At 39.1% G+C, this 24,793-nt stretch carries 26 protein-coding genes and 1 pseudogene; 5 read left to right on the top strand and 22 right to left on the bottom strand.

Features of this window, described 5'->3' with window-relative positions:
- Nucleotides 1–120 precede the first annotated feature (120 nt).
- Nucleotides 121–741, bottom strand: coding sequence for a TetR/AcrR family transcriptional regulator (locus MK805_RS08050; protein WP_240875065.1), 621 nt, complete (start codon nt 739–741; stop codon nt 121–123).
- Nucleotides 742–853: 112 nt separating this feature from the next.
- Here MK805_RS08050 and MK805_RS08045 point away from each other — a divergent pair, with 112 nt between their 5' ends.
- Complete coding sequence (locus tag MK805_RS08045) at nt 854–1,873, top strand: N-acyl homoserine lactonase family protein (RefSeq protein ID WP_240875064.1); 1,020 nt, start codon at nt 854–856, stop codon at nt 1,871–1,873.
- Between the two features lie 82 nt (nt 1,874–1,955).
- Here MK805_RS08045 and MK805_RS08040 read toward each other — a convergent pair whose 3' ends face one another.
- Genes MK805_RS08040 through MK805_RS08030 form a run of 3 tightly spaced genes read right to left on the bottom strand, consistent with a single transcriptional unit; the run spans nt 1,956 to nt 2,783 of the window.
- The gene (locus MK805_RS08040) at nt 1,956–2,258 is read right to left on the bottom strand and encodes a hypothetical protein (protein ID WP_240875063.1); all 303 of its coding nucleotides are present in this window, start codon (nt 2,256–2,258) and stop codon (nt 1,956–1,958) included.
- Nucleotides 2,259–2,269: 11 nt separating this feature from the next.
- Nucleotides 2,270–2,614 (bottom strand): hypothetical protein, encoded by a 345-nt coding sequence (locus tag MK805_RS08035; protein WP_240875062.1) that lies wholly within the window; start codon nt 2,612–2,614, stop codon nt 2,270–2,272.
- On the bottom strand, nt 2,580–2,783 hold the full coding sequence (locus MK805_RS08030; RefSeq protein WP_240875061.1) for a hypothetical protein: 204 nt from the start codon (nt 2,781–2,783) through the stop codon (nt 2,580–2,582). Before MK805_RS08030 ends, MK805_RS08035 begins: the two co-directional genes overlap by 35 nt.
- Nucleotides 2,784–2,943: 160 nt before the next feature.
- On the opposite strand from MK805_RS08030, the gene MK805_RS08025 reads away from it, so the two are divergent.
- Nucleotides 2,944–4,335, top strand: a complete 1,392-nt coding sequence (locus MK805_RS08025; RefSeq protein WP_240875060.1) for a helix-turn-helix domain-containing protein — start codon at nt 2,944–2,946, stop codon at nt 4,333–4,335.
- Between the two features lie 396 nt (nt 4,336–4,731).
- Here MK805_RS08025 and MK805_RS08020 read toward each other — a convergent pair.
- Together MK805_RS08020 and MK805_RS08015 are read right to left on the bottom strand one after the other, a co-directional pair.
- A pseudogene (locus tag MK805_RS08020) lies at nt 4,732–5,073 on the bottom strand (stress protein); the annotation flags it as partial.
- Between the two features lie 372 nt (nt 5,074–5,445).
- Complete coding sequence (locus MK805_RS08015) at nt 5,446–6,036, bottom strand: hypothetical protein (RefSeq protein ID WP_240875059.1); 591 nt, start codon at nt 6,034–6,036, stop codon at nt 5,446–5,448.
- Between the two features lie 531 nt (nt 6,037–6,567).
- Here MK805_RS08015 and MK805_RS08010 point away from each other — a divergent pair.
- Nucleotides 6,568–7,173, top strand: a complete 606-nt coding sequence (locus MK805_RS08010) for a YjgB family protein (protein ID WP_240875058.1) — start codon at nt 6,568–6,570, stop codon at nt 7,171–7,173.
- Nucleotides 7,174–7,272: 99 nt separating this feature from the next.
- Here the strand turns inward: MK805_RS08010 and MK805_RS08005 are convergent, their stop codons facing one another.
- The 7 genes from MK805_RS08005 to tnpB all read right to left on the bottom strand — a co-directional run bounded on the left by MK805_RS08005 (nt 7,273) and on the right by tnpB (nt 13,528).
- Complete coding sequence (locus MK805_RS08005) at nt 7,273–8,043, bottom strand: SDR family NAD(P)-dependent oxidoreductase (RefSeq protein ID WP_240875057.1); 771 nt, start codon at nt 8,041–8,043, stop codon at nt 7,273–7,275.
- Between the two features lie 245 nt (nt 8,044–8,288).
- Nucleotides 8,289–8,549, bottom strand: coding sequence for an HPr family phosphocarrier protein (locus MK805_RS08000; RefSeq protein ID WP_240875056.1), 261 nt, complete (start codon nt 8,547–8,549; stop codon nt 8,289–8,291).
- A gap of 33 nt (nt 8,550–8,582) precedes the next feature.
- Entirely contained in the window at nt 8,583–9,023 is a 441-nt protein-coding gene (locus MK805_RS07995) for a PTS sugar transporter subunit IIA (protein WP_240875055.1), read from the bottom strand.
- Entirely contained in the window at nt 9,020–10,405 is a 1,386-nt protein-coding gene (locus MK805_RS07990) for a fructose-specific PTS transporter subunit EIIC (RefSeq protein ID WP_240875054.1), read from the bottom strand. The genes MK805_RS07995 and MK805_RS07990 overlap by 4 nt, the downstream gene beginning before the upstream one ends.
- Complete coding sequence (gene pfkB, locus MK805_RS07985) at nt 10,402–11,343, bottom strand: 1-phosphofructokinase (RefSeq protein ID WP_240875053.1); 942 nt, start codon at nt 11,341–11,343, stop codon at nt 10,402–10,404. The genes MK805_RS07990 and pfkB overlap by 4 nt, the downstream gene beginning before the upstream one ends.
- Before the next feature lie 21 nt (nt 11,344–11,364).
- The gene (locus MK805_RS07980) at nt 11,365–12,123 is read right to left on the bottom strand and encodes a DeoR/GlpR family DNA-binding transcription regulator (protein ID WP_240875052.1); all 759 of its coding nucleotides are present in this window, start codon (nt 12,121–12,123) and stop codon (nt 11,365–11,367) included.
- Between the two features lie 277 nt (nt 12,124–12,400).
- Nucleotides 12,401–13,528, bottom strand: a complete 1,128-nt coding sequence (gene tnpB, locus MK805_RS07975; protein WP_240875051.1) for an IS200/IS605 family element RNA-guided endonuclease TnpB — start codon at nt 13,526–13,528, stop codon at nt 12,401–12,403.
- Nucleotides 13,529–13,848: 320 nt separating this feature from the next.
- Between tnpB and MK805_RS07970 the strand changes: the two genes are divergently transcribed.
- Nucleotides 13,849–14,811 carry an aminoglycoside phosphotransferase family protein gene (locus MK805_RS07970; protein WP_240875050.1) on the top strand — a complete coding sequence of 321 codons (963 nt, stop codon included), beginning with the start codon at nt 13,849–13,851 and terminating at the stop codon, nt 14,809–14,811.
- A gap of 104 nt (nt 14,812–14,915) precedes the next feature.
- Here the strand turns inward: MK805_RS07970 and MK805_RS07965 are convergent, their stop codons facing one another.
- The 3 genes from MK805_RS07965 to MK805_RS07955 form a co-directional block, all read right to left on the bottom strand.
- Nucleotides 14,916–15,446, bottom strand: coding sequence for a DUF3231 family protein (locus tag MK805_RS07965; protein WP_420833063.1), 531 nt, complete (start codon nt 15,444–15,446; stop codon nt 14,916–14,918).
- 163 nt (nt 15,447–15,609) lie between these two features.
- On the bottom strand, nt 15,610–16,734 hold the full coding sequence (locus tag MK805_RS07960; RefSeq protein WP_240875049.1) for a deoxyribonuclease IV: 1,125 nt from the start codon (nt 16,732–16,734) through the stop codon (nt 15,610–15,612).
- A 580-nt stretch (nt 16,735–17,314) separates the two neighbouring features.
- Nucleotides 17,315–18,526: a cytochrome P450 family protein gene (locus tag MK805_RS07955; protein WP_240875048.1), complete on the bottom strand. Its 1,212-nt coding sequence runs from the start codon at nt 18,524–18,526 to the stop codon at nt 17,315–17,317.
- Nucleotides 18,527–18,691: 165 nt separating this feature from the next.
- Between MK805_RS07955 and MK805_RS07950 the strand changes: the two genes are divergently transcribed.
- Nucleotides 18,692–19,264 (top strand): LOG family protein, encoded by a 573-nt coding sequence (locus MK805_RS07950; protein ID WP_240875047.1) that lies wholly within the window; start codon nt 18,692–18,694, stop codon nt 19,262–19,264.
- A 440-nt stretch (nt 19,265–19,704) separates the two neighbouring features.
- On the opposite strand, the gene MK805_RS07945 is transcribed toward MK805_RS07950, so the two are convergent.
- The 6 genes from MK805_RS07945 to MK805_RS07920 all read right to left on the bottom strand — a co-directional run bounded on the left by MK805_RS07945 (nt 19,705) and on the right by MK805_RS07920 (nt 24,760).
- Entirely contained in the window at nt 19,705–20,487 is a 783-nt protein-coding gene (locus MK805_RS07945; RefSeq protein WP_240875046.1) for a hypothetical protein, read from the bottom strand.
- A gap of 10 nt (nt 20,488–20,497) precedes the next feature.
- Nucleotides 20,498–21,211 carry a hypothetical protein gene (locus MK805_RS07940; RefSeq protein ID WP_240875045.1) on the bottom strand — a complete coding sequence of 238 codons (714 nt, stop codon included), beginning with the start codon at nt 21,209–21,211 and terminating at the stop codon, nt 20,498–20,500.
- A gap of 314 nt (nt 21,212–21,525) precedes the next feature.
- Nucleotides 21,526–22,488: an agmatinase family protein gene (locus tag MK805_RS07935; RefSeq protein WP_240875044.1), complete on the bottom strand. Its 963-nt coding sequence runs from the start codon at nt 22,486–22,488 to the stop codon at nt 21,526–21,528.
- A 16-nt stretch (nt 22,489–22,504) separates the two neighbouring features.
- Nucleotides 22,505–23,266, bottom strand: a complete 762-nt coding sequence (locus tag MK805_RS07930; RefSeq protein ID WP_240875043.1) for an amino acid ABC transporter ATP-binding protein — start codon at nt 23,264–23,266, stop codon at nt 22,505–22,507.
- Complete coding sequence (locus MK805_RS07925) at nt 23,263–23,937, bottom strand: amino acid ABC transporter permease (protein WP_240875042.1); 675 nt, start codon at nt 23,935–23,937, stop codon at nt 23,263–23,265. Before MK805_RS07925 ends, MK805_RS07930 begins: the two co-directional genes overlap by 4 nt.
- Nucleotides 23,938–23,986: 49 nt before the next feature.
- Nucleotides 23,987–24,760 carry a transporter substrate-binding domain-containing protein gene (locus MK805_RS07920; protein WP_240875041.1) on the bottom strand — a complete coding sequence of 258 codons (774 nt, stop codon included), beginning with the start codon at nt 24,758–24,760 and terminating at the stop codon, nt 23,987–23,989.
- Nucleotides 24,761–24,793 lie beyond the last annotated feature (33 nt).

The raw sequence follows: 24,793 nt of genomic DNA, 5'->3' as shown, positions 1-24,793 counted from the left end.
AGATGTTCTCTTTCTCGCTTACTTCCTATGGGGGTAAAACCACGATTTGATCTCTATTTCCAAATCTGTATGAAAACTAGTTCATTTCACTATCCATTTTGCTTACTAGATTTTGTTTTTCTATATTTCAATACCATGGAGTGCTGTATCCACGATAAATGTAATCATCTCCTCATTTAACTCCTTCTCGCTCATTATCTTTCTAAAATACAGGGGACCTAAAAGAAGTTCTATGAGCAAAGACCAATCCAGGTTTGCATGTATTTCTCCTCTTGTTACTGCTCGTTCAAAAATAATAGATAAATGAACATTTTTCTCCTTCCAAAATGAATGTTTGCTTAATGCCATTTCCTCATTTCCCATTGTCATAACAGCCATTTGAATAACCGAGTTACCATCCGCAGATTGGAGATAGTCACTTGCATACTTCAACAATTCAAGTAAATCCATTCGCAATGCACCAGTGTTAGGAATGGGGATCTCTTGATTGGACTTCTCCATTACTGCTTGGATTACCAAGTTGGATTTCGATTCCCATCGACGGTAAATCGATGTTTCATGTACTTCTGCTTTTTTGGCAACTTCTGAAATACTAAGTGCGTCATAACCTTTCTCATTTAATAGTTCTAAAACAGCTTGAAACACAGCTTCCCGTATACGAGCACTTCGACCTCCCAATCGTTTTTTGGGTGTTTTTTTGTTTGTATCTGGTTTGGAATTAGGGTTTTTTATAGGTTTCATACTTCTATCATAAAAAAATTCCAATCTAAACGCAAATAAACTTGCATTTATATTTTCATACTGGTATATTAAAGCTATAAAACTTGCGTTAACAAAAAGAGAGCAGTTATTTATGAAAATTCATGTTCTGCAAACGGGTTATACAAAAGTACCTTTTGGACAATTTTATGGTGGATTAAATGGGTGGATTGGCAATCGTGCAGTTTGGAATATGATTTTTGACAAAAGTCACTTTATCAATGTGCCGATTCATGTCTATCTCATCGAGCATCCACATGTCGGACCGATCCTCATCGATACAGGTATCTCGATGGAACAAGCGCGCGAACACAAATCTTATTACAAAGGAATTTTCGGGGTTACAACGGATGAAGATGAATATGTTTTAGAGGATAACATGGAGCTGACCGCTCAATTGGATAAGTTAGGTTATTGCCCTTCGGATATTCAAACAGTTGTGTTAACTCATCTTCATGAAGACCATGTAGGAGAACTCAATCGCTTTTCCCATGCAAGAGTTATGGTTCCATTAAAAGAATGGGAATCCAGACATGATAAAGTATTTGGTTTTCGTCCCATTTACTATCCTCCTTCCTATTCATCTATTAAAAATTGGGATTTTGTTTCTTTTACATCTGGAGCATTTCATAGTTTTGATGCCAGCCAAGATCTCTTTGGTGATGGTTCCCTGATCTTTTTGCCAACACCAGGGCACTCCAAAGGGCATGCTAGTCTGCTCGTGCGTACAGATGAGGAGACACATGTTTTTCTTACAGGAGATAGTCTGTATACCTTACGGCATCTCGATTTTGAACACTTATGTGCATTTGTACCAGGACCGAAAAAAGACTTTCACATATACTTAGATACGATAAAACGGATTCGCGAACTCCGTAAGGCATTGCCAAATATGGTCATTGTCCCTACACATGATCACTATGATTATCAATACAAGTATGTACACCGATTCTTCGAAGATGGAATACTCACAGAAGAAGAAAGAGATCAATTGCTCCAATATGAAGCATCCTTGTTTGACCAAAATGGCCACTTAAAACCTGAGGCATATCCAGCTTTTGTTTCAAAAGATAAACAAAAAGGTGTGGGCAAAGTCTGCTCAGAAGTTTCCTAATTGTTTTATAGCTTGAGAACATCTGTTGAGATGTTCTCTTTTTCATTGTTCACCTGCTAGCGATAACTTTAGATTTTTTGTTTTATCTTTGTGGGGCAGCGAATATGTCGTAGCTGAAACCGGAGATTTGCCGGATATGTTCATCTACCCTTATTTCTACAGGGTGAAGGAGTTCGATTTGAATCACCCGCTCATCCACAGTCACCAATTCTACTACTGATAGAGGTGATAGACTTGGCTTAAATAGATTGGTAGTAAAATTTAGCTCAACTTCCCCTTCTTTTATTCGATTTTCTGTTAACAATGTGAAAAACGGCTGTGTTTTAAGATGGGTAACAAATGCCTCTATGTAGTAAGAATCGCCTTTTAAGTGCATGGTTAGCATACCTTTCCCTCCTATTTTCTTTTTAATTCCTCAAGATGTTTCTCTAGTTTTAGTACTTTATCTACCTGTAACCTCGCCATACTTTCGATCATCGATGTATGCAGCTTGCGGACATCTGAGATACTACCTTTTTCAATAAAACGAATGAGTGCTTCCCATTTAATCGGAGATACTTGTAATCGCTTTTGATGAACCTTGACTGCTTCTCCCAGATAAATAAGTTGATAGATTACTTCAATTAACAGGTTACGTGTTTTTGCTTGCTGAAACTGCCTTATCAAGGAAATAAGTTGTTTTCCCTCACCATAAGCAACAACAAGTCTAGCAATCTCTCTCCCAATTTGAAAAATCTGCATTTCCCCCACTTCTTCCTCCCTTTTCAAACACAAACTCTACGACATCCTTCTCTTGGGACAACGTATATCTAGCACTCGTATAAATAGCATAGCGGTCATCTGTCTTCATAAAAGTAATAAAATCCCGTACCGCTTCTCCCTTTCCTTCGATTTTCAGCAATAAATCCATGTGTTTTCCTCCTTTTCCCATTTAAACCTCTTTCATTCATAAGCATAAGGTAGTACAATGATTTTTACCAATATTCATAATTATTTATAGAAATTATCCTTTTCTACTTAAATAAAAGAAACTTGATTCCAATTTTTCGTGATTGAAGGAGTGAAATCCCATGAAAGCAACCGTATTTGTTTCGTATGAACAAGGAGAAAAAATCCGCAGAGCGAGGAGAAAACGGCAGATCACCCAAGAAGACCTTGCCCTCTCCCTCGACATCTCCCCTTCTTTGGTGAGTAAAATCGAGCGCGGGACATATCAAGTGGCAGAAGATAACTTAGTAGCAATTTGTGATTATTTGGAGTTGGAAGTTGGGGAGATTTTAGAGGAGAAAAAGGAAGATGGAAATGAACAAGTTGATATTCGGTTGTTATTGAAGACGATTGAACATGATATTCACTTGGTTGGAGCGGATGAGGCTTGGCAGGAATTACAAAAAATTAAATTGGAACCTGATGATCCAATGCTTGGGGATTACTATTATTTACAAGGAAAACTTTATGAGATTAACCGAAATTTGGTCAAGGCACTAGAATTTTATGGGAAAGCAATCCGTTATGTTGATCAATTTCCAAATCTAAAAAATACCAATGTTAAAACAGTCTCTTATCATGGAATAAGTCGTATATATGAACGTCAAAATCATTTAGATCAAGCCTTAGAAGCAGTCGAATTAGGGGGAAAATTTTTTGTAGAGACAGATGACAGAAGTTATGTTAAATATAACTTACTTCTTAGCAAATCGATTTACTTAGAAAAGTTAAATCAAAATGAGGATGCGTTCCGAATTACCAAACAGCTTCAAGAAAATCGAACTAAACTCGCCAGCTCAGAAGCAAAAACCAACCTTTCACAATTACAGGCTACCCTATACAACAAATTTGGTCTTTACGATCAGGCCATTTATCATACAGAAGAAGGACTACTATTAGCTCGTCTTGATAAGCAATATGATCGGTCATTAGAGTTATGGACCACTAAAGGGGAAAGCTATCGAAAAAAAGGAGAGTATTCTAATGCAAAGCACTGTCTCAGAACAGCTTTAAAATTAAAAGACAAAATTAATCATAGTCCACTGGCTATTGATACTTATACCCAACTGGGTTTGTTATACTTAGAATTAAATGACTTACAGAAATCACTGGAAACCCTGAAACAAGCAGTTAAATTAGGAGAAGAGACATCAGATAATGTTCGCTTAATGAATGCCTTAATTGCATCAGGAGATTGTTACCTTCATCAAGAACAAATGAATAAAGCACATCACCAGTATGAAAATGCGCTTGCTATCGCCAAGACTCACTCGTACAATCAACACGAATGGGATATCTTAATGAAACTTGCGGCAACATGTAAACAAAGTAAACCTGATCATTACCTAGAATATGTAGAACAATTCCATCAACTGTCATTAAAATTATGGAAAGGTGGAAAGAAAAAAATGACTTTCAACGAAAGATTAAATGTTTTTAAATTGCATCTTGATGCAGAACCTCCAATGGATTAGTTTTTTTTATTAATACAATTGAAGTATCTCTATGGAAAATATGTAGAACAATTCCATCAACTATCATTAAAAATTATGGAAAAGTGGCGAAAAAAGTATGACTATTCATCAAAGCTATGGAAATCCTAAGCATCTAAAAGCTGAACCACCTGACGCATAATTTATATAGGATGCTGAAAAATTATGATTCTTCACCGGAAAGATCAGCTACTATGAAACAGACAAAACTTTAATAACATAAGAATAGACATGTGGTGAGATAAGATGTAGTTCTGTTTTGTTTTTTGTATTTTATATTTAATCCAATCAACCAATCCAGTCTAGGCTTTCATCCTGACTGGATTGGTTCATCTCACTCTACTGCAAGATAAGAGCCTGTCCCCTCATTGCACATATTTATGGGCGGTGAAACGTTACATGACCGCCATCACGGTCAAACCAGCCTCGAAATGCCCAGTTAATCCATCCGCCATCACCTTTATTGGTAAATTCTCCATCTTCAAATGCCCAAATTCCAAAAACGACACTATCATATGTCGCAGAACCATAAAATTTAACCCCATTAAAATGATCTTCATAGTCTTGGCTCAAGTTAAAAACCATCACATTGTACTGCTGACCCACAGCATAAAAAGTTTGTTCCATCAAGTTTTTTACAAATCCATCGCGATTCGTATCTTTTTTGATAGCATCTGCAATTGCGTTTGCTATACCTAAAACATCAACGCTAACACTTAGTTCTCCTCCAACAGCCATTTCTCTCACTCCTATCATAGACATAAAAAATAAGGGATATGAAATAAATACCCCTCTATTCCAAATAATATCAAATTATTAGTTAATTGTAAAATATGAAATTTTGTGTTATTCACTTTGAATAAAGCAAAAATATAAATATACTCTTTCTCTCATCCATCCCAAACAAAAAAGGACAGATACTTGATCTATCCTTTTTTCTACTGATTACTCATCTATTTGATTAAGCATCTTCTCATACATTACTTCTATTTTTTCATTATCTTAACGTGAAAAAAAGTAGTGCCCAAAAACGCACGCGCCCGGGGTTAGTATGGTACTAACCCCGGGCGTAACCCGTGTCGGCGTCAAGCCTTAGAAAGGCGGGTCTTCGTCTGATGAAGACCAGTCCGGCTCAATTTCTGCCGCGAGCCAGTCTGGCTCTTCTTCTGATGAAGCCCAGATGTCGACGTCGGGCTTCCACTTGTCCAGATCAACTACGTTGGCAAGATAGAGGAATCTGTTCGGGTTGATTACGAAACTATCACCGATGGGGGTGAAAGTTACGTTTTCTTCTCCTGATGGGCGGCTCAAAGCAACTCTTTGGAGGACGATCCTGTATTGCTTCCTTTGACCGAACACCCTCTTGATGTAGAAATACACCTGACGCCACTCGATGACTTTACGCTCTTCGAGTCCCATCGCATTGATGGTGTGTTGGTTGACAAATTCCTTGGCGGCCTTCAGGACATCTTCCGCCTGACCATATTTCAGTTTTTCAGGGCACTTCCTATCCACCCGCTTCAAGAGATCAGCGATTTCCTCCATCTGCTCCTTGGTGGCATCAGCATCATTGATGAGGTTCCTCAGCCGTTCGTTCGAATCGGTAGGATCGAACGGTACCCCAAGCTTTTTTGCCAACTTGAGCAGATAATCGCGCCCGTCGCGTGCTCGAATACGTGCCATGACCCACTCCTTCTTGCCCGTGCTTTGATCTGGCTTCCTATATTATACAACTTGCAAAAATGAAATAAAAGACAGTCTATTCTCCATCCTTATTCTTGTCCCAACGTGATTTCCTAATGGTTAACTTTACCAACCAAAGTATCGTAGCAATCCATTGAAGGTTCCTATAGCTTTTCATTTTCATAAGGGAAGTGAAACGATGAGAAAATCTCATATAGCCATCGTTATTACTCATTGTTTTCAGCCTTCTTTCTTCTTCTGTGGCTAACATGATAGATCCAAAAATGAGCAATAAACTATTTAAAGAGGAAGATCGAGTTAATGAAATCTCAGTATATTAGTTAAAGCTGATTTCATTATTTGTATGGTGCGACATGAGAACCGTCCCCTTGTCGCACTCATACTCGGTTGAAAAGGGGAAATAATATTCTTCTTTTTTCACTTTTTATCTAATAGTCTGTTTTTTATACTAAAAACAAGACAATGGGTAACCTTACACAATTGATTCTCATCTATGAGGAGGTTGTTTTCATGAAATCTATCAAACTTACAATCATCACGATATTAGGACTCTTGATATTGAATGGTTGTACAATTAATGTTCCTTCTTCTAAATCAAACTCAACAAATCCAACCAGTTCTTCATCCGATACTAATTCTACAGACCAAAATACTTCTTCCAATACCGATTCATCCGTGAATATAGAGCATCGAAATTATTTACAACAATCCTATGATTTGGCGAATGAAGGGAAAGTAATCGGAAGTGAATTTGCTGCCAACAAAAATGATATAGAATCCGTTGAAGATAAATATGGGCAGCCAGACACGCCAGATAACACGTATGCTTATTATATCTATAAAAGTCGTAACCTTTCTTTTCATGTAGGGAAAGGAGATATTCTTGATGACGTCCGTTCTTATGATCCCTATCTGCACAATATAACTCGTTCCGAGGTAAAGAAAGTTCTAGGTGAACCAACCCATATCCGGAAACTCAAAGGTCAATCTATCTATGTTTATCATGCAAATGGCTATGAGTTTAAGTTGATCTTTCTCTTAACAAAAGATGATCCCACCATTGATCATATATCTGTCTATTCTCCAGATGCTGCATTTAATCCAATGGCAAACTAGAAGGTGATTTGTAAAAAAAGAAGTATCTCCTGAAATGTAAAGAAAAAAATTCAGAAGATACTTCTTTATTTCTATCTTGTTTTGCCAAGATCAAAAAAATTAAAATCCATAAATTGTCATTCCACCATCTACAAATAACGTTTGTCCTGTTACATAACTAGCTGCATCAGACGCCAAAAAAACTACAGGTCCAACTAAATCTTGTAATTCTCCGATTCGTTTCATAGGGGTGTGGGCTAATATTTCATCCAAATAGTTTGGGTTATTAAGCAATTTATTAGTTAATTCTGTTTTGAAATACCACGGTCCGACCGCATTGACTCGAATACCGTATTTAGCCCATTCCAGTGCTAGAGTTTTTGTCATTTGGACTAATCCGGCTTTGGAAGCACCATACGGTACACCTGTACGCAAGGCTACATGACCAGCGACCGAAGTGATATTGATAATGACTCCACGCCGCGCTTCTTTCATGCTATTAGCTACCGCTTTAGACATCATAAAAGCAGATTTTAAGTTTATATTCAAAATAGTATCCCATTCTTCATCTGTTACTTCCAAGGCTGGTTTACGAATATTCAATCCAGCATTATTGACCAATATATCGATTTTACCCGTTTGAGTAATCAGTTCCTGTATTGCATTTTCTACTTCTTCTTTTTTTTGGATATCAACAGCAAACAGCCATGACTTACGTCCTATTTGTTCAATCTCCTGTTTTACTTTTTCCAAGTCCGCCATAGTCCTGGCAAAAATCGCTACATCTGCACCTGCTTCCGCTAATCCAATTGCTAATGCTCTTCCGATTCCTCTACCAGCTCCAGTTACGACTGCTATTTGTCCCGTTAGATCAAAAGATGGTAAGTACATTGCCTCTATCCTTCCTATGTCTACTCTATACAACCATTGTTTTTCGTACAATATTACATATAATGATAAAAGAACATCAAGAAAATGACAAATAAATGTGACAAGGGGACGGCTCTTTTGTCACATTTATGTAACTCAAGAAAAGTGCAAAAAACAAATCCAGGCAGGTTCTATCCCTAGATTTGTTTTCTATCACCATATCCTTTTATTGTGTGCCAAATCATTCAAATGAGATGAAAGTTGAATTATGCTTCACCTTCGATAAAGATCTTCTCCAAACTAGTTATCGCTTCATTTTCATCTGAACCATCAGCCTTCAAGGTGATGGTTTCTCCCTTTAGAATTCCCAATGATACGATCCCTAAAATACTTTTCCCATTTGCAGTTTGGCTATTTTTGATCACATCAATATCACTATGAAATTTGGTTGCTACTTGCACAAACTCTTTCGCAGGTCGAATATGCAATCCATGTTCCAGATTTACTTTTATCTCTTTTTTTATCATCTCTCTATATCCTTTCCGATGGATTTATTCCCCTTAATCTTGAATGGTATTTAGGATGTCTTCCACTGAATTTGCTGTTCTTAATGACTGACGAAAATCTTCATGCATCAGTTTACGGAAAAGATTTGCTACTATTTTCAGATGTACATCCCCAGCTTGTGCTTCTGGTACAGCGATTAAAAATACCAATGATACTTCTTCCTCTTCGTCCCACTGTATGGGTTGGACAAGACGCACTAGTGCAATTGCTGGTTTAGAAACTCCTTTGGATTTTGCATGCGGGGTAGCTACATCAAAACCAATTGCGGTGGAGCCTTGTTTCTCTCTCGTATACAAATCTTCTAAATATACTTTGGCATCTGTTACCAACCCTTTGGATGCCATTAAGTCTACTAGATATTCCATCAATTCTTCACGAGATGTTACCTGTGCATCCAACTGAACTAAGTCTGGAAGTAAATACTCTGCTATCATTTTGCTATCTCCGTTTCTTTATTTCTTTTTAATAGTGCGAGTAAAGCAGCTGTCACAATCGTACCTACCGCGATTGCAATCACATATCCACCTATGTTGGTAACTACATTTGGAATAGCGAGAACAAAAATCCCCCCATGTGGAGCTTTTAATGTCACATGGAATGCCATAGACAAAGCGCCTGTTATAGCTGATCCAGCAATGAGAGAAGGAATAACACGAATAGGATCACCTGCCGCAAATGGTATCGCACCTTCTGTAATAAAGGATAGACCTAGTATTCCAGCTGCTTTTCCGGCTTCTCGTTCATCCGTAGAAAACTTGTTCCGAGCTAATAGCGTAGCCAGCCAAATTCCAAGAGGCGGCGTCATTCCAGCAGCCATAATTGCAGCCATCGGTCCATAGACTCCGCTTCCAAGCAGTCCTACTCCAAATGTGTAGGCTGCTTTATTGATTGGACCACCCATATCGCTTGCCATCATTGCTCCCAAGAGGAGACCGAGTAAAATGGCATTTGTGGTACCTAATGTCTTTAACCAAGCTGCAAGTCCATCCATGATCAATTTGATTGGTGTACCAATGACAAAAATCATAAGTAAACCCACAATAAGCGAAGAAACAACAGGGATAATGACAATCGTATGAATGCCTTGAAAGTTTTTTGGCAGACGAATATAATCTTTTAACGCTTTGGCCACATATCCAGCTAGGAAACCTGCAAGTATCCCGCCTAGAAATCCGGCTCCAATTTTAGAGGCTAGCATCCCACCAATAAGACCAGGGGTTAATCCAGCTTTTTCTGCAATCGAAAAAGCAATAAACCCAGCTAAAATAGGGATCATTAATGCAAAAGCACTATTACCTCCAATGTCCATCAGTGCAGCAGCTAGTGTTCCTTTTTGCTCGAACGCTTTAATCCCAAAGGCAAATGAAATCGCTATCAAAATACCGCCTACAACAACCAGTGGCAACATGTAAGATACACCATTGAGTAAGTGCTTATACAAACCTTTTGCTTGGTTGCTATCTTTTGGTGGAACTTCGTTTTGCTTTATTTTGCTTGGTTCAAACTTCTGAGCTTCCTCCAATGCTCGGTCAATCACTTGCTCAGGCTTTTTTATCGCCTCACTTAGCTTTGCTCTTGTCACTGATTTATAATGAAAACGCTCTTCTTCTACATCCACATCAGCAGCAATAATGATTGCATCTGCTTGATCAATTTCCTCTTTGGTCAGTTGGTTTTCAATTCCGGAAGCTCCACGTGTCTCGACTTTAAAATCAATATCTTTCTTTTTTGCAGCCTCTAGTAGTGCCTCTGCTGACATATAGGTATGAGCAATACCAGTAGGACAGGCGGTGACAGCAAGTATTTTTTTCTTCATCTCCCATTCACTCCTTCAACTTCAACTAAATCCAGTAATTTATCTACATCTTCTGGTGTGCCTAATTGTGTACCAGCTTTCGAAGCAGTGGCTGATCCTAAAGCAGTGGAGAATCTCGCAATCTTTTCCAGCTCCCAGCTGTTCATCACACTTATAACCATTCCGGCAAACATGGAATCCCCTGCACCTACAGCGCTTTTCACTTCTATATGAGGAGGTTTTGATTTCACTACTTGTCCCTGTTTGAAAAAGTACGCACCTTTCGCCCCTAAAGAAATCGATACTAATGAAATTCCTTGGTCGATAAGCGAAAGACCCGCCTCGATCACATCTTGTTCCTTTTGTACTTTGTAACCTAAATATTCTTCTAATTCTTCTTGATTTGGTTTTATTGCATATGGTAAAGACTTTGAGGCGTATTTTAGTAAATGTCCATTTGTATCTAAGAAAGTCAACACCTGATGATTATTGGCTTGTTCGATCAAAAAGCTGTAAAAGGCTGGGTCTATGCCTGGAGGTAAACTTCCTGCAAGAATAACGACATCTACCTCAGAAAGCAGTCCAATATAGTGCTTGATAAATTGGTCTTTCTCTTTTCCACTGATGGGAAATCCTGCTTCATTTAATTCTGTCATCTTACCGGAGTGCTGCTCTAAAACCTTTACATTTGTCCGAATTGGTTGATTCGTAAAAACAAAAGAGGAGTGGATTCCCATATCATGTAATTTCTTTTCGTATTGCTCAGCTTCTCTGCTCAGCCATCCTGTTGCAGTCGGCTGTATGTCAAAATGAGCCAGCACCCGAGCAACGTTAATGCCTTTTCCTCCAAAGTCATAACGAGTATTCATCGCCACATTTTTTTGTCCGATGTATAGTTTTTCAATCGTAATGGTTTGATCAACTGCGGGATTTAAAGATACTGTTGCGATTCTCATCATAAAGAACCTTCTTTCACAAATTTAAACCGTAATCACATCGATTCCTAATTGTTCACAGTCTTCTAGAAAGGATAAAGGCGCGCTCTTATCGGTAATGATCATATCGATCTCAGATAACGAAGCCACCTGATGAAGTGTAATTTTACCGATTTTACTGTGGTCACATAACAAAATAACTTTGTTAGCAGCTGAAATCATTTCTTTTTTCATTTGCGCTTCCAGCACATTGGGAGTACTCAATCCATTTCTCCCATCTACACCATTCATACCTAAAAACAATTTATCTACCTTTATCCTTCTTATAAAACCCTCTGCGTAAGGACCAACCATAGCTCCAATCTGTGGCCGTACAGTCCCTCCTGTACTGAGTAACTCTATATTTTGGGCATCCTGTAATTCTGTTAAAACGCTTACAGAATTAGTGACAATGGTAAGATTCAAAGAATGAAGTTGTTTTGCAAGTTGCAGCGTTGTGGTACCAGAATCAAGTAAAATCGTTTCTTTTTCCTTAATCCATTCGCTGGCTGTTTTCGCTATTCTCTCCTTTTCTGATAAATTTGTTGTCTGCTTCTCTTTCACTGTTGGCTCCATGCGAACAAAATCAAGACAGACAGCCCCACCATGTGTTCGACGCAGCTTTTCCTTTTGTTCCAGTTCACTTAAATCTCTACGGATAGTAGATTCTGATACTTGGAACGTTTGGCTTAATTCGGGAACAGAAGCACGATGATACTTGTTTAAATAAGATAAAATTTGCTGATGTCTTTCCTCTGTAAACATGATTCTCTCCTAAAATGAAATACTATACTTATTACACATTATATTATATTTCTTTATCATTTCTAGTTATTTTTGATTGGAAATGATTGACTATGCTCATTTTGATCAATTTTTCCGACTGAATACATCTTATTTATGCTCAATACGAGCAAAGATATTACCCGAGTAGTATATACTATTTTTTTCGTGCTCATTTATTCTCATTTTTGACAACTCCCACGGCTAAAGCCGTGGGATTCTTGGGTAATCCTCCAACCTACAAGGAAATTTACCAAGCTTAGACCGTGAGCCCCACGGCAAGTAATCTTCTACCTTCTTGCAAAATGTTTTTGGCTGCATTGATGTCCCGGTCATGGTGCTCGCTGCATTCCGGGCATGTCCATTCTCGCAGCTGTAGTTGTTTCACTTCTTTATTTTTATACCCACAACTCGAACAACGCTGGCTGGATGGGAAGGATTTTCCTACTCTCACCAATTGTCTTCCGTATTCTTTCGTTTTGTATTCCAACATCGAAACAAATTCCGACCACGAAGCATCCGTGATCGATTTTGCCAGCTTATGATTTTTCACCATATTCTTCACTTGCAAACTTTCGATACTGATGACTTGGTTTTCGTTCACCAGTTTCGTCGATAGTTTATGTAAAAAATCATGGCGGGCATCGGTGATTTTTTCATGAATGCGAGCCACTTGGATGCGGGCTTTGTGCCAGTTGGAACCGTCTTTTTTTCTACGCGCCGTCGTTTGCTGCGCTTTTGCTAGCTTTTGTTCATATTGGCGAAAAAATCGGTTCGCATTTATTTTCGTTCCATCATCAAAAATGGCAAAGTCTTTCAGCCCTAAATCGATGCCAATGGCTTCTTTTCTCGCGGGAACGGATCGCAAGTAGCATCCCTCGCAAAGGATGGATATTTTGTATTTTCCTGTTGATGTTCGACGGATCGTGGCGGACAAAATACGACCACTTATTTTTCGTGAGGGGACAAACGTTACCCAGCCTAATTTTGGTAATTTGATTTTGTTTCCCTCTATTTCGATGGTCGGTCTGCTATGTTTGGGATAGTTACACTGACTGGTATACGCTTGCACTCGATTTTTCCTGCTTTTGAATCGCGGGGCATGGTTTTGTTTTTGGAAAAAGCGCTGAAAGGCATCCGCAAGGTGTTTCAATGTGTTTTGCAAGGAAGTGGAATCCACTTCTTTCAACCACCCTAATTCACGTTTTTTCTCGGTCAGAACACGGGAACAAGTGGAATAGGTAAGCCCTTTCCCGGTCTCTTGATAAACTTTGTTCCATTCCCCAAGAAAATGATTGAACACAAAACGGCTGCAACCGACGGATTTATTGATCAAAGCTGCTTGTGCTTTGGTCGGTTGAAGACGGTAGGAAAATGCTTTATGCATCGGATCACCCCCCATGTTCGAAATCTTGCGAATATTGTAGATCGTATGTTTTCTTTTTGTCAAGTGTTTCCAAAAAATAGTCAGGCTTGTGTGAGGACACAAAGTTAACCCTTGCCTCATGCTCGCTTTTATCCCACGATTAAAATCGAGGGTTTTCTCGCTCGCAATGTTATAATAGGAATTTAAAAAACTGTTTATTTGATAAATTACATTATCAAATCCAAAGTAAATCCAGTTAGGATTTCTACTTGACCTAGACTTTTTAGGATTCTTACCTAAACTATTTTCACTTCGTATTAAATAGATTTCAGGAGATAGACATGACCATTTCAAATGATTACAAAAATGTAGCAAAGAGAATCTGTGCCCAAATAATTGGAGAAAAGATCCAATCTATCCATCCTATTATCGGAAATGGGACTGTAAATCAGGTATATCGAGTGGAAACAAACACTTCCCTATTTATCATAAGAATGAATGAAGCTCCAAACACTTTAGCTATTTATGAGAAAGAAAAATGGTGTATGGAACAGGCAAAACGCAAAGGCGTTCCAGGACCCGATGTACTTGCGATTGGAAATATGGAACAAGTAACCTATATGGTTCAGACTTTCATAAAAGGAAAAAATGGCAAATATAGTCCTTGGAACAAAGAAATGATTTGGAGAAAATTAGGGGAATATACGAAGCAAATTCATTCTATTCCTGTAAATGGTTTTGGAGAAATCTTATTTAATCCAATCCATCACACTTTCGCAGCATCAACCCATGAAGGCTTCAATGGTACTTGGCATGGCTTTATTCGTTACAATATCAATTGTTTAACAGAAGACGATCCTTTGATCTTATTTGGAGTCTTTTCGTTAGAACATACGAAAATAATAAAACAAAAATTCGAAGGCCTCCTCCAGCTGAACTTTGCATTTGGTCTTACACATGGTGATCTTTCCTTAAAAAATACGATTGTCGATAAAAAAGGAAACGTCACACTTTTAGATTGGGGATGTGCCGAAGTCCATATCATCCCATATTGGGAATTGATTCAATTATTGAAATCTCAAGTAGACATCGGAGCTCCGAATACAGAGCAAATGCACGCTTTTCTACAAGGTTATGGTATCACTGCTTCTGATTTTCAAACCATGCTCCCTACTTTAAATACCTTATTACTACTAGATGCATGTGACAAACTGAGGTGGGCTATCGATTGCAAGCCTGAATGTATTCCTTCGTTTGCAGAGTATGCGAAGAAAATCTGGCAACGACATAAGAATTTTCGATAGAACAGCTTTGATCAAATGATGAATTGTATTGATAAAAAACACTTCTGAATTGTTCAGAAGTGTTTTCTTACATACGTGAAAAACAAGAAGAAGAATTATCTGTATTATACTAATACCTCTTCTGGAGTACCTTGAGGAATATGCAGCGGAGGTGGGACTAACCAACCTTTTGTTTTCATTAATTTCAATAACTTAGCGCCGTATTGTGCATTCACCATATGAAATTGACCAAACATCATCGCAATATCTTCACGGATTGATTTTCCAATTACTTGTGAAAATGTGACAAGACTTGCAGAAGTGTCTGCTGAAACTGCAACTGCTATTTCTGCATCATTTATTCGAGCTCCAACTGGAATTGCTTCCAAGTCTGCTTTCGGCCTTTCTGGAGGAGCAGGAGGCAATGCTATTCCATTTGCTTTTAAAATTTCAGAAAGCTGCTGAATGTTTGGTTTTAAGATATTTTCAATCTTGTCTTCTAAAATGTTATGCAGGTCACTGTCGCCAGTATGATTTAAATACACTTGATAACCTGCAACTGCCCCTTGATGAGTCGCTAAAGCAGTGTACAAATCAAATACTTCCCCATAGTGCAATGGTTCCTTTTGCGGATTGCCACCCAAAATTCCCTTCATATCCATCATCCTTTAGAAATAAATTTTACGATTAATAGCGTTTCCTTATTTAAAAATATTATCATTCAATTATATGGAAATTTTTAGTTGGCCTTATTCAATAAGTTTTTCTGTAATAAATAAATCCAGTCTAGTGAACTGGATTTATTGTTTAACTATACAATTAAGTATGGAGTACTTGCTTTCCAGCAAACCATGCAATTAAACGATGGTTGATCTCTTCTTCACTCAAGTCTGGAAACAATCTGTCTTCTTTTACCAAGTCATATAGACGCTCGATCGGTTCACGACCATCTTCTTTTTTCGCTTTCGCATCTGTTTTTAATGTCTGCCAAGTTTGTACGACGAAATCGCGAGCATCAATTTCTTTTTTTCGAAAGAAGAACTCTAGATGATCAACATGATCCAGAAAATCCTCACCTAAACGTTTTTCCACATCTCCTTGGAGCAATGCGATCTCCGCTTTGTACATCGGACGTTCTTTTCCTTTTTCTTTACCTATCCATGGTGTCTCAAGTACTAGAGGAAGATGACGGATTTTTTCATGATGAACGATATAATTCATCGCGTCAAACCCAATCATTCCCGCACCAACTGGTGCATGACGGTCTTTTCCTGCTCCACGAAAGTTTTTGCTATCATTGAGATGGACGACAGCAAGGCGGTCAAGGCCAATCGTTTTATCAAATTGCTCCAAGACTCCATCAAAATCATGAATGATATCATAACCGGATTCATGCAAGTGGCAAGTATCCATGCAGACAGTTAATCTTCGATTGTCTTCCACTCTGTCGATTATTCGAGCAATCTCCTCAAAATTGCGGCCAACTTCCGTTCCCTTTCCTGCCATTGTTTCCAACGCTATATTTACTTCGGTATCTTTCACCCCATCTAACACGAGGTTTAAACCTTCAGCTATACGGGCAATCCCGTATTCTACATCTTTTTCCGTAAAAGCCCCTGGATGAAGAACGATATTTTTCACACCTAAGTAACTCGTTCGGCGAATTTCCTCTTGCAAAAACCGAACTGCAAATTCAAACTTATCATCTTTATAGGTTCCTAAATTGATGATATAAGGCGCATGAACTACAATTTCTTCGATTCCATGCTCGGCCATCACTGCTTTTCCCTCTTCAACAAATTGCTTCTCAATTGCTTTGCGCCTTGTATTTTGAGGTGCACCTGTGTAGATCATAAATGTACTTGAATCGTATGAAACAGCTTCTTCTGCTGCATTTAAAAGTCCTTTACCCGAAAATGATACATGCGACCCTATTTTTAACATAAAAAAAATCTCCTTTTATCTTGTTAAGACTACTATGTTTTTCCGATTCGCAAATCTATAAAAATTGATACCGTACCATCATTATTTTCTAGCTACTACAGGGAAAATCCTACATACTTGTTTTACCACAACTGTAGGAAAGGTTTCTACTTAGAAGATGGAAAAGACGATGTTACTTTTTGGATAAAAAAGACAAACAAAAAAGCCGATCAATTGATCGACCCTTTTGGCAAAGGTATAAGGATTTTAAGTCCTTTTGGGATTTTGAGTCCTTTTGGGATTTTAAGTCCTTTTAGGATTTTGAGTCCTTTTGGGATTTTGAGTCTTTTGGGATTTTGAGTCCTTTGGGATTTTGAGTCCTTTGGGATTTTGAGTCCTTTGGGATTTTGAGTCCTTTGGGATTTTGAGTCCTTTGGGATTTTGAGTCCTTTGGGATTTTGAGTCCTTTGGGATTTTGAGTCCTGTTTTTGTTTATTGTTGATAATATAGCATGGAATTATTCTAAAATCAATAGTGATTTTAAATTAATTTACTAATATTATTAGAAACATAGTTTCCAAAAATCAATTTATCCCATTATTTACAGGAATGAGACAGGCAGCGAACGTAAGCCTCTCATGATAAAAGTATTATTCCATTCTAATTTTTCTATTTTTTCTTGTAGTTGTATATTTGATAACCGTTTTAGCAGAGTTGGAAAAACAATTTTTCCTTCTAAACGAGCCACTGGAGCACCGATGCAATAATGAATCCCATATCCAAAGGCAATGTGATGATTTGGCTTCCGTGTAATATCTAGCTGATCAGGATAGGGAAATTTCCGTTCATCTCGATTGGCAGATGCTAAAACAGCTAGCACAATGTCTCCTTTTTTTATCGTAACTTCATAAAAGGAAATATCTTCTGCTGCATAGCGATTGGTCCCAACCTCAGCAGGGCTATAATATCGAAGTAATTCTTCCAACGCTGTATCCATTAAAGCAGGTTTTGTTCGTAGTAATGAAAGTTGCTGCGGGTTTTCCAACAAAGCCAATACTCCATTGCCAATCATGTTTACAGTGGTTTCATGGCCTGCTGATAATAATAAAAATACCATCGAGTACAATTCATCTTCTGTCAATCCATCGCCATCTTTGACTTGCACCAATTCCGTCAATAAATCTTTTTGCGGATTTCGCTTTCGAAACTCAAACTGTTCTTTCATATAAGATACATAGGCGAGTGTAGTAGAGCGAAGTAGTTCCATTTTCTCAGGATCATTGGATGCTTCATTAAAAGTCTGAGACCATTCACGAAACAATTTATGATCTTTATCCCATATACCTAGTGTTTCACAAATGACATGGATAGAGATAGGAATAGCAAAATCTTGGATGACATCCATTTCTCCTTGCTCTAGCACACGATCGATTTGTGCATCTGCTACCTTTTGAATTCTTCCATGTAATTCAGCAACTATACGTGGCGTAAATGCTTTTTGGACGATCGATCGTAAACGGGTATGATCAGGAGGATCGGAACTTAACATATTTGTCAACAAAACTCTTCTCTCTAAACTTGGAGCAATATCACGATTTTTAGCAGAATGAAACTTGGTAGAATCTCGTAAAAATCGTTGATCTTTCAGTACCTTTATGACATCATCGTAGCGTGTTACAACCCAAGCCGTTTTTCCGTTTGGCATCGTTATGGGATAGATAGGATGTTGTTCTCTTAACTTTGCATAGATTGCATGTGCTTGTGTTTTAAATTCGCTGGAAAAAAAATCTATCAATAAATCTCCTTTATCCAATATGTTTCCTCCTTTACCATACACAATAAGCCAAACATGTTACGAAACGATAATAATATACTATCCCATTGAGAAAAACTTTTCTATTTTACAAAAGAAAAGCATAAACTATATAAAACTATTAAATTATACTAGAGTTATTCTTAACAACAAGGAGTAGCTATCATGAAGAGAATATGTGTCTTTTCCGGCTCTAGTCTGGGCAAACAACAAACTTATATCGACCTCGCCAAATTACTTGGTACTGTTATCGCTGAAAATAAGCTTGAACTAGTGTATGGGGGCGCTAAAGTAGGATTAATGGGAATAACAGCTGATAGCGTATTGGAGAATCATGGAACAGTAATTGGAGTAATCCCAAAAGGCTTATCCCGAGTGGAAGTGGTTCATCAAAACTTGACTGAGCTCTATGAAGTGGCCACCATGCATGAACGGAAAGCAAAAATGACTGAATTAAGTGATGCTTTTATCGCCCTGCCAGGAGGCTATGGTACATTTGAAGAAATTATGGAAGTCGTTTGTTGGGGATACCTCGGCATACATCGGAAACCAATTGGATTATTAAATATTAACGGCTTTTATGATCCACTCATCGAGATGATTGCACGTGGAGCAAAAGATGGATTCATTCGCGAAAACTATGAACGGATTTTACTTATCGAAGAAGACCCTCAGGTGCTCATAGAAAAGCTCAAAGTATTTACTTTTCCAGAAAAGGTTTTTTGGAAAGAACAGTAATCTTATTTGCGTATGAGGAGTCCAAACCAACCTGTAACTAATTCTATTTTGGAATCCTATGGACAAGTAGGGATATCGAATGAACGTGAGGAAAGAGAAAGAAAACAAAATAATAGGAAACACAAAAACACTTAAATCATAACCTTGGGAGTCCTAACCAGCCGCCTGTCGGCGGTTATTTTTCATTACATCCAAATGAAATGTTAAAATAGGTAATTTTCCGAATTTTTTGTTTTAGCCCCCAGTTAGATATCTATCTAAGATTACTAACTGGGGAATTGAATATTATCAGCATGCTAAGCATGGACAAATCCTAACGTTAGAGCTCTCGCGATTTCACGAAAAGCGGGTTGACATTTTCAGACTGCAATTAGCTGCGTTCAGCTAACTGCATAAAACTCGGGATTATCTCCTGCTACTTAAAGGAAAGCAGTTGATGTTTACGCTTGGAGCAGATGCTTCGCCCGCTCGTTGAGGTTGCTGTCTGGCCATCGCCTCTGGAGGAAGCTCAGCCAGTAGGCTCGCTCTTCGGCAGTCAAAGAATCGACTTCAAAGTACTGGTAGATGGCATCCATGTTGTCCACCATCTCCTGATGACTTACAGGTGTGAGGTGAGGCAGGGAGAATCCATCCACCGCACGGAATCTACTCTTTTCCACATCCAGTCCCCAACGATCCATCTTCTTCCGGATTTTCAGGTTGTTGATGAGTGGTGTTGCCCATACCCGCGCCGATGCGGGCTTGTGGAAGAAATGATTTCCTGTTGCAACGCACTCGGTGTTGTCGTCGAACGGGTGGTTCCATCCCATCTTTTGGATGAACTGGAGCGACCACACTCGGGTTTCATGTTCTCCTGGCGTGGGATCGATGTAAAGACCGATCTCCGGGATGACATCGTTTCCTCCCACGTATCGTCCAATCTTGGGCAGGACGATATCACGGTCGATCCCCTTTACACTACCGGCAGGAATCTCCAAAGATCCCCATGTCGTGGCCAATTCGTCGATTAGGTACTCCGCGTACTGGATGTACCAGTCAGGCTTTACTGCCCAGTGGCCGATTTCGTGGAGGCTGTGCCACCAGTTGCCGTACTCCTTGTTGCGCTCGGCAGGGAACGGGATTCCGATTTGAGCGCAAAGCTCAAGAAGAGCGATCTGTCGATAGTCCAGCTCTTCAGGGCTATCGAACGCCGGGAACATTTCCATGAGAGTGAAACGCTTCATGTTCTTCCTTTCAGTGTAGTACTGAGTTGAGAGAACCACGGACGAGCTCCAGTACGTTGGGGCTGAGAGGCCGCGGTTGGCTTTCCGTCAAGGTTGCGCCACGCTTCTTGAGAATAAGCGAGTCGCGGAACCCTGTCAGATCCTTACGGAACAAACAAAGTGTCACCGTGTTCGGTGTGGTAGTCACACTGTGAAAGTGCTCCACAGGGATACTGTAGGCTACTCCACACCTGTGAGTGAGAGTAGTTACCTCTGGCTTGAATCCGGTAAACCCGGTTTCAAAGAGTTTGCTCTTACCAGACGTACGTGTCGGCTTGACGATGCGATAATCGCCCGCTACATCTTGGTTTATAGTGTTACTGTCGAACATACTGTTCGTCAGCGCACCTGCCAAGACAAGACTGGACACGCGTGTTCGGTGTGTGTGAAATTCCACATCACCTGGAAAATCCGGGTAGATGTTGAGTCGCAACTGGAGGTCACGGAGATCACCAGTGACCCCCAGAAGGCCGATGTTGTAGAAGTCGGCTAGACTTGAGTAGTCGAGAACTTCACGCAACTCCGCATCGGTCAAGAACAACAACCGTTGTACCATGACCTTTACAAACTTCCAATGCTGAATTGGAAGTGTATGGTTTGTCGTTGCAGCTTGCTCAAGCTTCGGCAAAAGACTGATCAACTCCTCAGCCTCTGCTGGAGTAGCCGCTTTAGGATAAAAATCCATACCCCTCTTTTCTATGTATTTCGGAGGTTTGAAACGACTTCCTTATTTAACAACACATAATAAATGAAATTCAATGATCAAATTGTTACAATTATGATTTTATACATTAATTTATTTAATTTGTAATTGATTTGTCATATTATACAAATTCAGTAAAAGAGATTTAAATTATTAGATCATCTAGGATAGAGATAATTGATACAGAAAAGGCAAAACTCTGTTAAGGTTTTGCCTTTTATTTATAAATTTGTATGGCATATATCCTAAATCCAGATAAGTATCTCTTTTTACAAAATCATTGTGTCTGTAGTGTACTATTGTTGGCATAGCCCGGAGACAAAATGCAGAAATAAATGGAGGGAAACACGACTTGTTATGTCACGTAAGTCAACAGAGGGGTCAACACAAACCATATCCATTGCGGTTACTTTTGACCATGCTCCTAATGTAGATGCACTTGAAAATAGTTGATCAGTAGTCAATCCTTGTGGTCCAATCGCAGGAACACCTGGAACAAAAGATTGATCCAAGGCATCGATATCAAAGGTGACATATACTTCTTCACATGCCTCTAAGCGCTCCATTGCTTCTTTGATGACGCTTTCTATCCCTCTCATATGAACTTGTTTGGATGAGATGACATGGATTCCCTTCTCTTCTGTGTAATCTCGATAAAGGCGGGAATTGACAAAGTTTCGAATCCCAATTGTCACAATATCTTCGCCTTTTACTGTTTTGGATTCCACTAAATTCCGAATTGGTGTACCATTGGATGGGCCTCCGTAACTCATATCGCGTACATCGAGATGAGCGTCAAATTGAATAATACCAATGCGCTTTCCATTCGCTGCTTTTCTGCCTTTGATGAGCGGTGCTGTGATCGAGTGATCGCCACCAACCGTGATAGGGAAAATCTCGGGATAGGTCGTAGTTACCTCTTGCATCGTCTCTTGAATATTTTGATGACAGGTAGCAATATCAGTCACATGCATTGCGATATCCCCAAAGTCGACAGCCCGAAGCTGAGTAAAATCAAGATCTAAATCCCAATGATAAGTCGTAAAGTTCGACCAAAGTTTTCGAAACGTCGCAGGATGAAGATGAGCTCCTGAAAAAGAGATGGAGCTTTTGGAAAGCGGTACACCTAACACACATAGATCATAGGACATGTCAGCTTGTGGTTTTTCGATCCACTCGGCAATGGTGGTAACATAGGGATCACCTTTCCCTCCCGCATATTGCAGAGCTGGAGGATTCAAATGTTTCGCTGGCTTCATAAGGATCTTCCTTTGCTTAAGAATGAGTTAATACTTTGTGCAAGAATACTTTCGTGCGTTCTTGAGCTGGATTTTTAAAAATGACATCCGGTGAGCCTATTTCAATAATTTGACCTTGATCCATTACGACAACACGATCAGCCATTTCTCTTGCAAAGCCCATCTCATGAGTAACTACGACCATGGTCATTCCTTCTTTAGCTAGTTCTTTCATCGCATCAAGCACTTCACCGATAAGCTCTGGATCGAGTGCTGATGTCGGTTCATCGAACAACATGACATGCGGCTTCATTGCTAAGGCACGAGCTATCGCAACCCGTTGTTTTTGTCCCCCAGAAAGTTGATCCGGAAAAGCTGCAGCTCGATCTGCTAGTCCTACTTTTGCCAATAATGAAAGTGCTGTCTCCTTTGCTTCTTTCTTATCCATTTTCCCAAGTGTCAATGGCGAAAGGGTAATGTTGTCACGTACAGACAGATGAGGAAAAAGATTAAAGTTTTGAAATACCATGCCCACTTTTTCCCTCATTTTATTGAGTGCTTTTTGCGGCATTTCCTGCTGTCTTCCCTTGTGTTCGATCATCCCAATTGGTTGATCTTCTATCCGAATCTGTCCGCTCTGAATTGGTTCCAAATAATTCATACACCGAAGTAAGGTACTTTTTCCTGAACCACTAGGACCGATGATGACAACTACTTCTCCTTTTTCAATCTTCAAGTTGATATCTTTGAGCACATGATGAGAGCCATAATATTTATCGAGGTGTCTAATTTCAATCATGAGCGGGCTCCCTCCACATTTAATTTTCGTTCGAGTATACGTATCAAGGTTGAAATGATAAAGTTCACAACAAAATAAAAGATAGCAATCGTCAAGTAAATTTCAAAGTATCGATAATTATCTGCAACGATCGTGTTCGCTGCCCTCATCAGCTCCGCAACGGTAATAGCGGAAAGAAGCGATGAATTTTTAGTCAATGCAATAAATTCATTTGCAAGTGGTGGTAACATCCGACGAACTGCTTGTGGAAGAATGACTTTAAACATCGTTTGCCAATGACTCAGACCAAGGGAACGGCCTGCTTCCATCTGTCCTCGATCAATCGACTGAATCGCTCCGCGTACAATTTCAGAAACATAAGCTCCACTATACATACCTAGCCCTAATACTCCTGCTACAGAAGCAGAGAAATCGATGTTCAAACTAATTGCCAGACCATAGTATAGCAACATCAATTGTACTAATAGCGGAGTTCCCCGAAACCAAGCTAAATACACGGCACTCAAACTGGAAATGATTTTCCCTTTGGACATGCCTCCAAGTCCAACAACAAGACCAATAAAACAACTGAGGATGAGTGCTAAAAATGTCATACGGATCGTAACCCATAAACCTTGGAGCAAGAGAGGTAAATTCCCATCTTGCATCAAAACCCCAAAATCTAATGTCATCTTTTGTCCTTCCTTTCATACAGACAGAGAGTTTGACCTCTCTGTCTGTTTATTCTCCGAACCATTTTTTCACGATTTTTGCGTACTCACCGTTATCTTTTAGACGCTTTAGAGCAGCATTAAATTCTTTGTTTAAGTCTCCATCTTCTTTTCGGGTACCAATGGCATACTCTTCATGCGTTAGCAAGTGATCGAGTACTTTTACTCCGCCTTTTTCTTTGGCATATGCTTTTGCTGCTGGCTGACCTGTGACTACCGCTTCTACACGGTTACTTTCGAGTTCCAAAAACATATCAGAGTTTTTCTCTACTTCTTTTGTTTTTACTTGTGGATAGTTCTCATTAAGGAATTTCACTGATTTTGTACCAATCTGCACAGAAACTTCTTTTCCTTTGAGATCTTCGATGCTTTTTATCTTGTTGTTATTTTCTTTGACCATAATGGCTAGTCCACCTGGATAGTAAGTATCCGAGAAGCCGATCACTTTTGCACGTTCATCCGTCTTATATATGCCAGACATAATGGCATCAAATTTTTTCGCTTGTAGTCCAGGAATAAGGCCTTTAAACTCGGTATCAACAAACTGAACTTTTGGAATCCCCATCTCTTTGGCAATAGCATGAATCAAATCGATATCAAAGCCATCATATTCTTTTTTATCGTTTTTAAATTCAAATGGTGGAAACGTTGGGTCGGTTCCGACAATAAGGACTTTATTTTGTTTCACTTTTTCCAATGTTGTTTGACTAGAACCACAACCTGCTAACGCAAAAACAAGTGCAAACGCAATCACAGCAAATAACGTTTTACGAAAAGATTTCATCTCTTTTCCCTCCTAAAGTTTGTCCCTATATAA

The organism is Shimazuella soli, from assembly GCF_022511585.1.
GTDB lineage: Bacteria > Bacillota > Bacilli > Thermoactinomycetales > Thermoactinomycetaceae > Shimazuella > Shimazuella soli.
The sequence above is the reverse complement of the archived record's forward strand: the minus strand, read 5'-3'. Positions and strand labels throughout refer to the sequence as shown.

Excerpts from the sequence above, each read along its gene's own strand:
- MK805_RS07965 (WP_420833063.1), bottom strand. The coding sequence starts at position 15,446 with ATGAAGGGAATTTTGGGTGGCAATCCGCAAAAGGAACCATTGCACTAT.
- MK805_RS08010 (WP_240875058.1), top strand. The coding sequence starts at position 6,568 with ATGAAATCTATCAAACTTACAATCATCACGATATTAGGACTCTTGATA.
- MK805_RS08000 (WP_240875056.1), bottom strand. The coding sequence starts at position 8,549 with ATGATAAAAAAAGAGATAAAAGTAAATCTGGAACATGGATTGCATATT.
- MK805_RS08030 (WP_240875061.1), bottom strand. The coding sequence starts at position 2,783 with ATGGATTTATTGCTGAAAATCGAAGGAAAGGGAGAAGCGGTACGGGAT.
- MK805_RS08015 (WP_240875059.1), bottom strand. The coding sequence starts at position 6,036 with ATGGCACGTATTCGAGCACGCGACGGGCGCGATTATCTGCTCAAGTTG.
- MK805_RS08040 (WP_240875063.1), bottom strand. The coding sequence starts at position 2,258 with ATGCTAACCATGCACTTAAAAGGCGATTCTTACTACATAGAGGCATTT.
- pfkB (WP_240875053.1), bottom strand. The coding sequence starts at position 11,343 with ATGATGAGAATCGCAACAGTATCTTTAAATCCCGCAGTTGATCAAACC.
- MK805_RS07960 (WP_240875049.1), bottom strand. The coding sequence starts at position 16,734 with ATGTTAAAAATAGGGTCGCATGTATCATTTTCGGGTAAAGGACTTTTA.
- MK805_RS07995 (WP_240875055.1), bottom strand. The coding sequence starts at position 9,023 with ATGATAGCAGAGTATTTACTTCCAGACTTAGTTCAGTTGGATGCACAG.
- MK805_RS08005 (WP_240875057.1), bottom strand. The coding sequence starts at position 8,043 with ATGTACTTACCATCTTTTGATCTAACGGGACAAATAGCAGTCGTAACT.
- MK805_RS07990 (WP_240875054.1), bottom strand. The coding sequence starts at position 10,405 with ATGAAGAAAAAAATACTTGCTGTCACCGCCTGTCCTACTGGTATTGCT.
- MK805_RS07980 (WP_240875052.1), bottom strand. The coding sequence starts at position 12,123 with ATGTTTACAGAGGAAAGACATCAGCAAATTTTATCTTATTTAAACAAG.
- MK805_RS07970 (WP_240875050.1), top strand. The coding sequence starts at position 13,849 with ATGACCATTTCAAATGATTACAAAAATGTAGCAAAGAGAATCTGTGCC.
- MK805_RS07950 (WP_240875047.1), top strand. The coding sequence starts at position 18,692 with ATGAAGAGAATATGTGTCTTTTCCGGCTCTAGTCTGGGCAAACAACAA.
- MK805_RS07945 (WP_240875046.1), bottom strand. The coding sequence starts at position 20,487 with ATGAAGCGTTTCACTCTCATGGAAATGTTCCCGGCGTTCGATAGCCCT.
- MK805_RS07925 (WP_240875042.1), bottom strand. The coding sequence starts at position 23,937 with ATGACATTAGATTTTGGGGTTTTGATGCAAGATGGGAATTTACCTCTC.
- MK805_RS08035 (WP_240875062.1), bottom strand. The coding sequence starts at position 2,614 with ATGCAGATTTTTCAAATTGGGAGAGAGATTGCTAGACTTGTTGTTGCT.
- tnpB (WP_240875051.1), bottom strand. The coding sequence starts at position 13,528 with ATGCATAAAGCATTTTCCTACCGTCTTCAACCGACCAAAGCACAAGCA.
- MK805_RS07935 (WP_240875044.1), bottom strand. The coding sequence starts at position 22,488 with ATGAAGCCAGCGAAACATTTGAATCCTCCAGCTCTGCAATATGCGGGA.
- MK805_RS08045 (WP_240875064.1), top strand. The coding sequence starts at position 854 with ATGAAAATTCATGTTCTGCAAACGGGTTATACAAAAGTACCTTTTGGA.
- MK805_RS07940 (WP_240875045.1), bottom strand. The coding sequence starts at position 21,211 with ATGGATTTTTATCCTAAAGCGGCTACTCCAGCAGAGGCTGAGGAGTTG.
- MK805_RS08025 (WP_240875060.1), top strand. The coding sequence starts at position 2,944 with ATGAAAGCAACCGTATTTGTTTCGTATGAACAAGGAGAAAAAATCCGC.
- MK805_RS07920 (WP_240875041.1), bottom strand. The coding sequence starts at position 24,760 with ATGAAATCTTTTCGTAAAACGTTATTTGCTGTGATTGCGTTTGCACTT.
- MK805_RS07930 (WP_240875043.1), bottom strand. The coding sequence starts at position 23,266 with ATGATTGAAATTAGACACCTCGATAAATATTATGGCTCTCATCATGTG.
- MK805_RS08050 (WP_240875065.1), bottom strand. The coding sequence starts at position 741 with ATGAAACCTATAAAAAACCCTAATTCCAAACCAGATACAAACAAAAAA.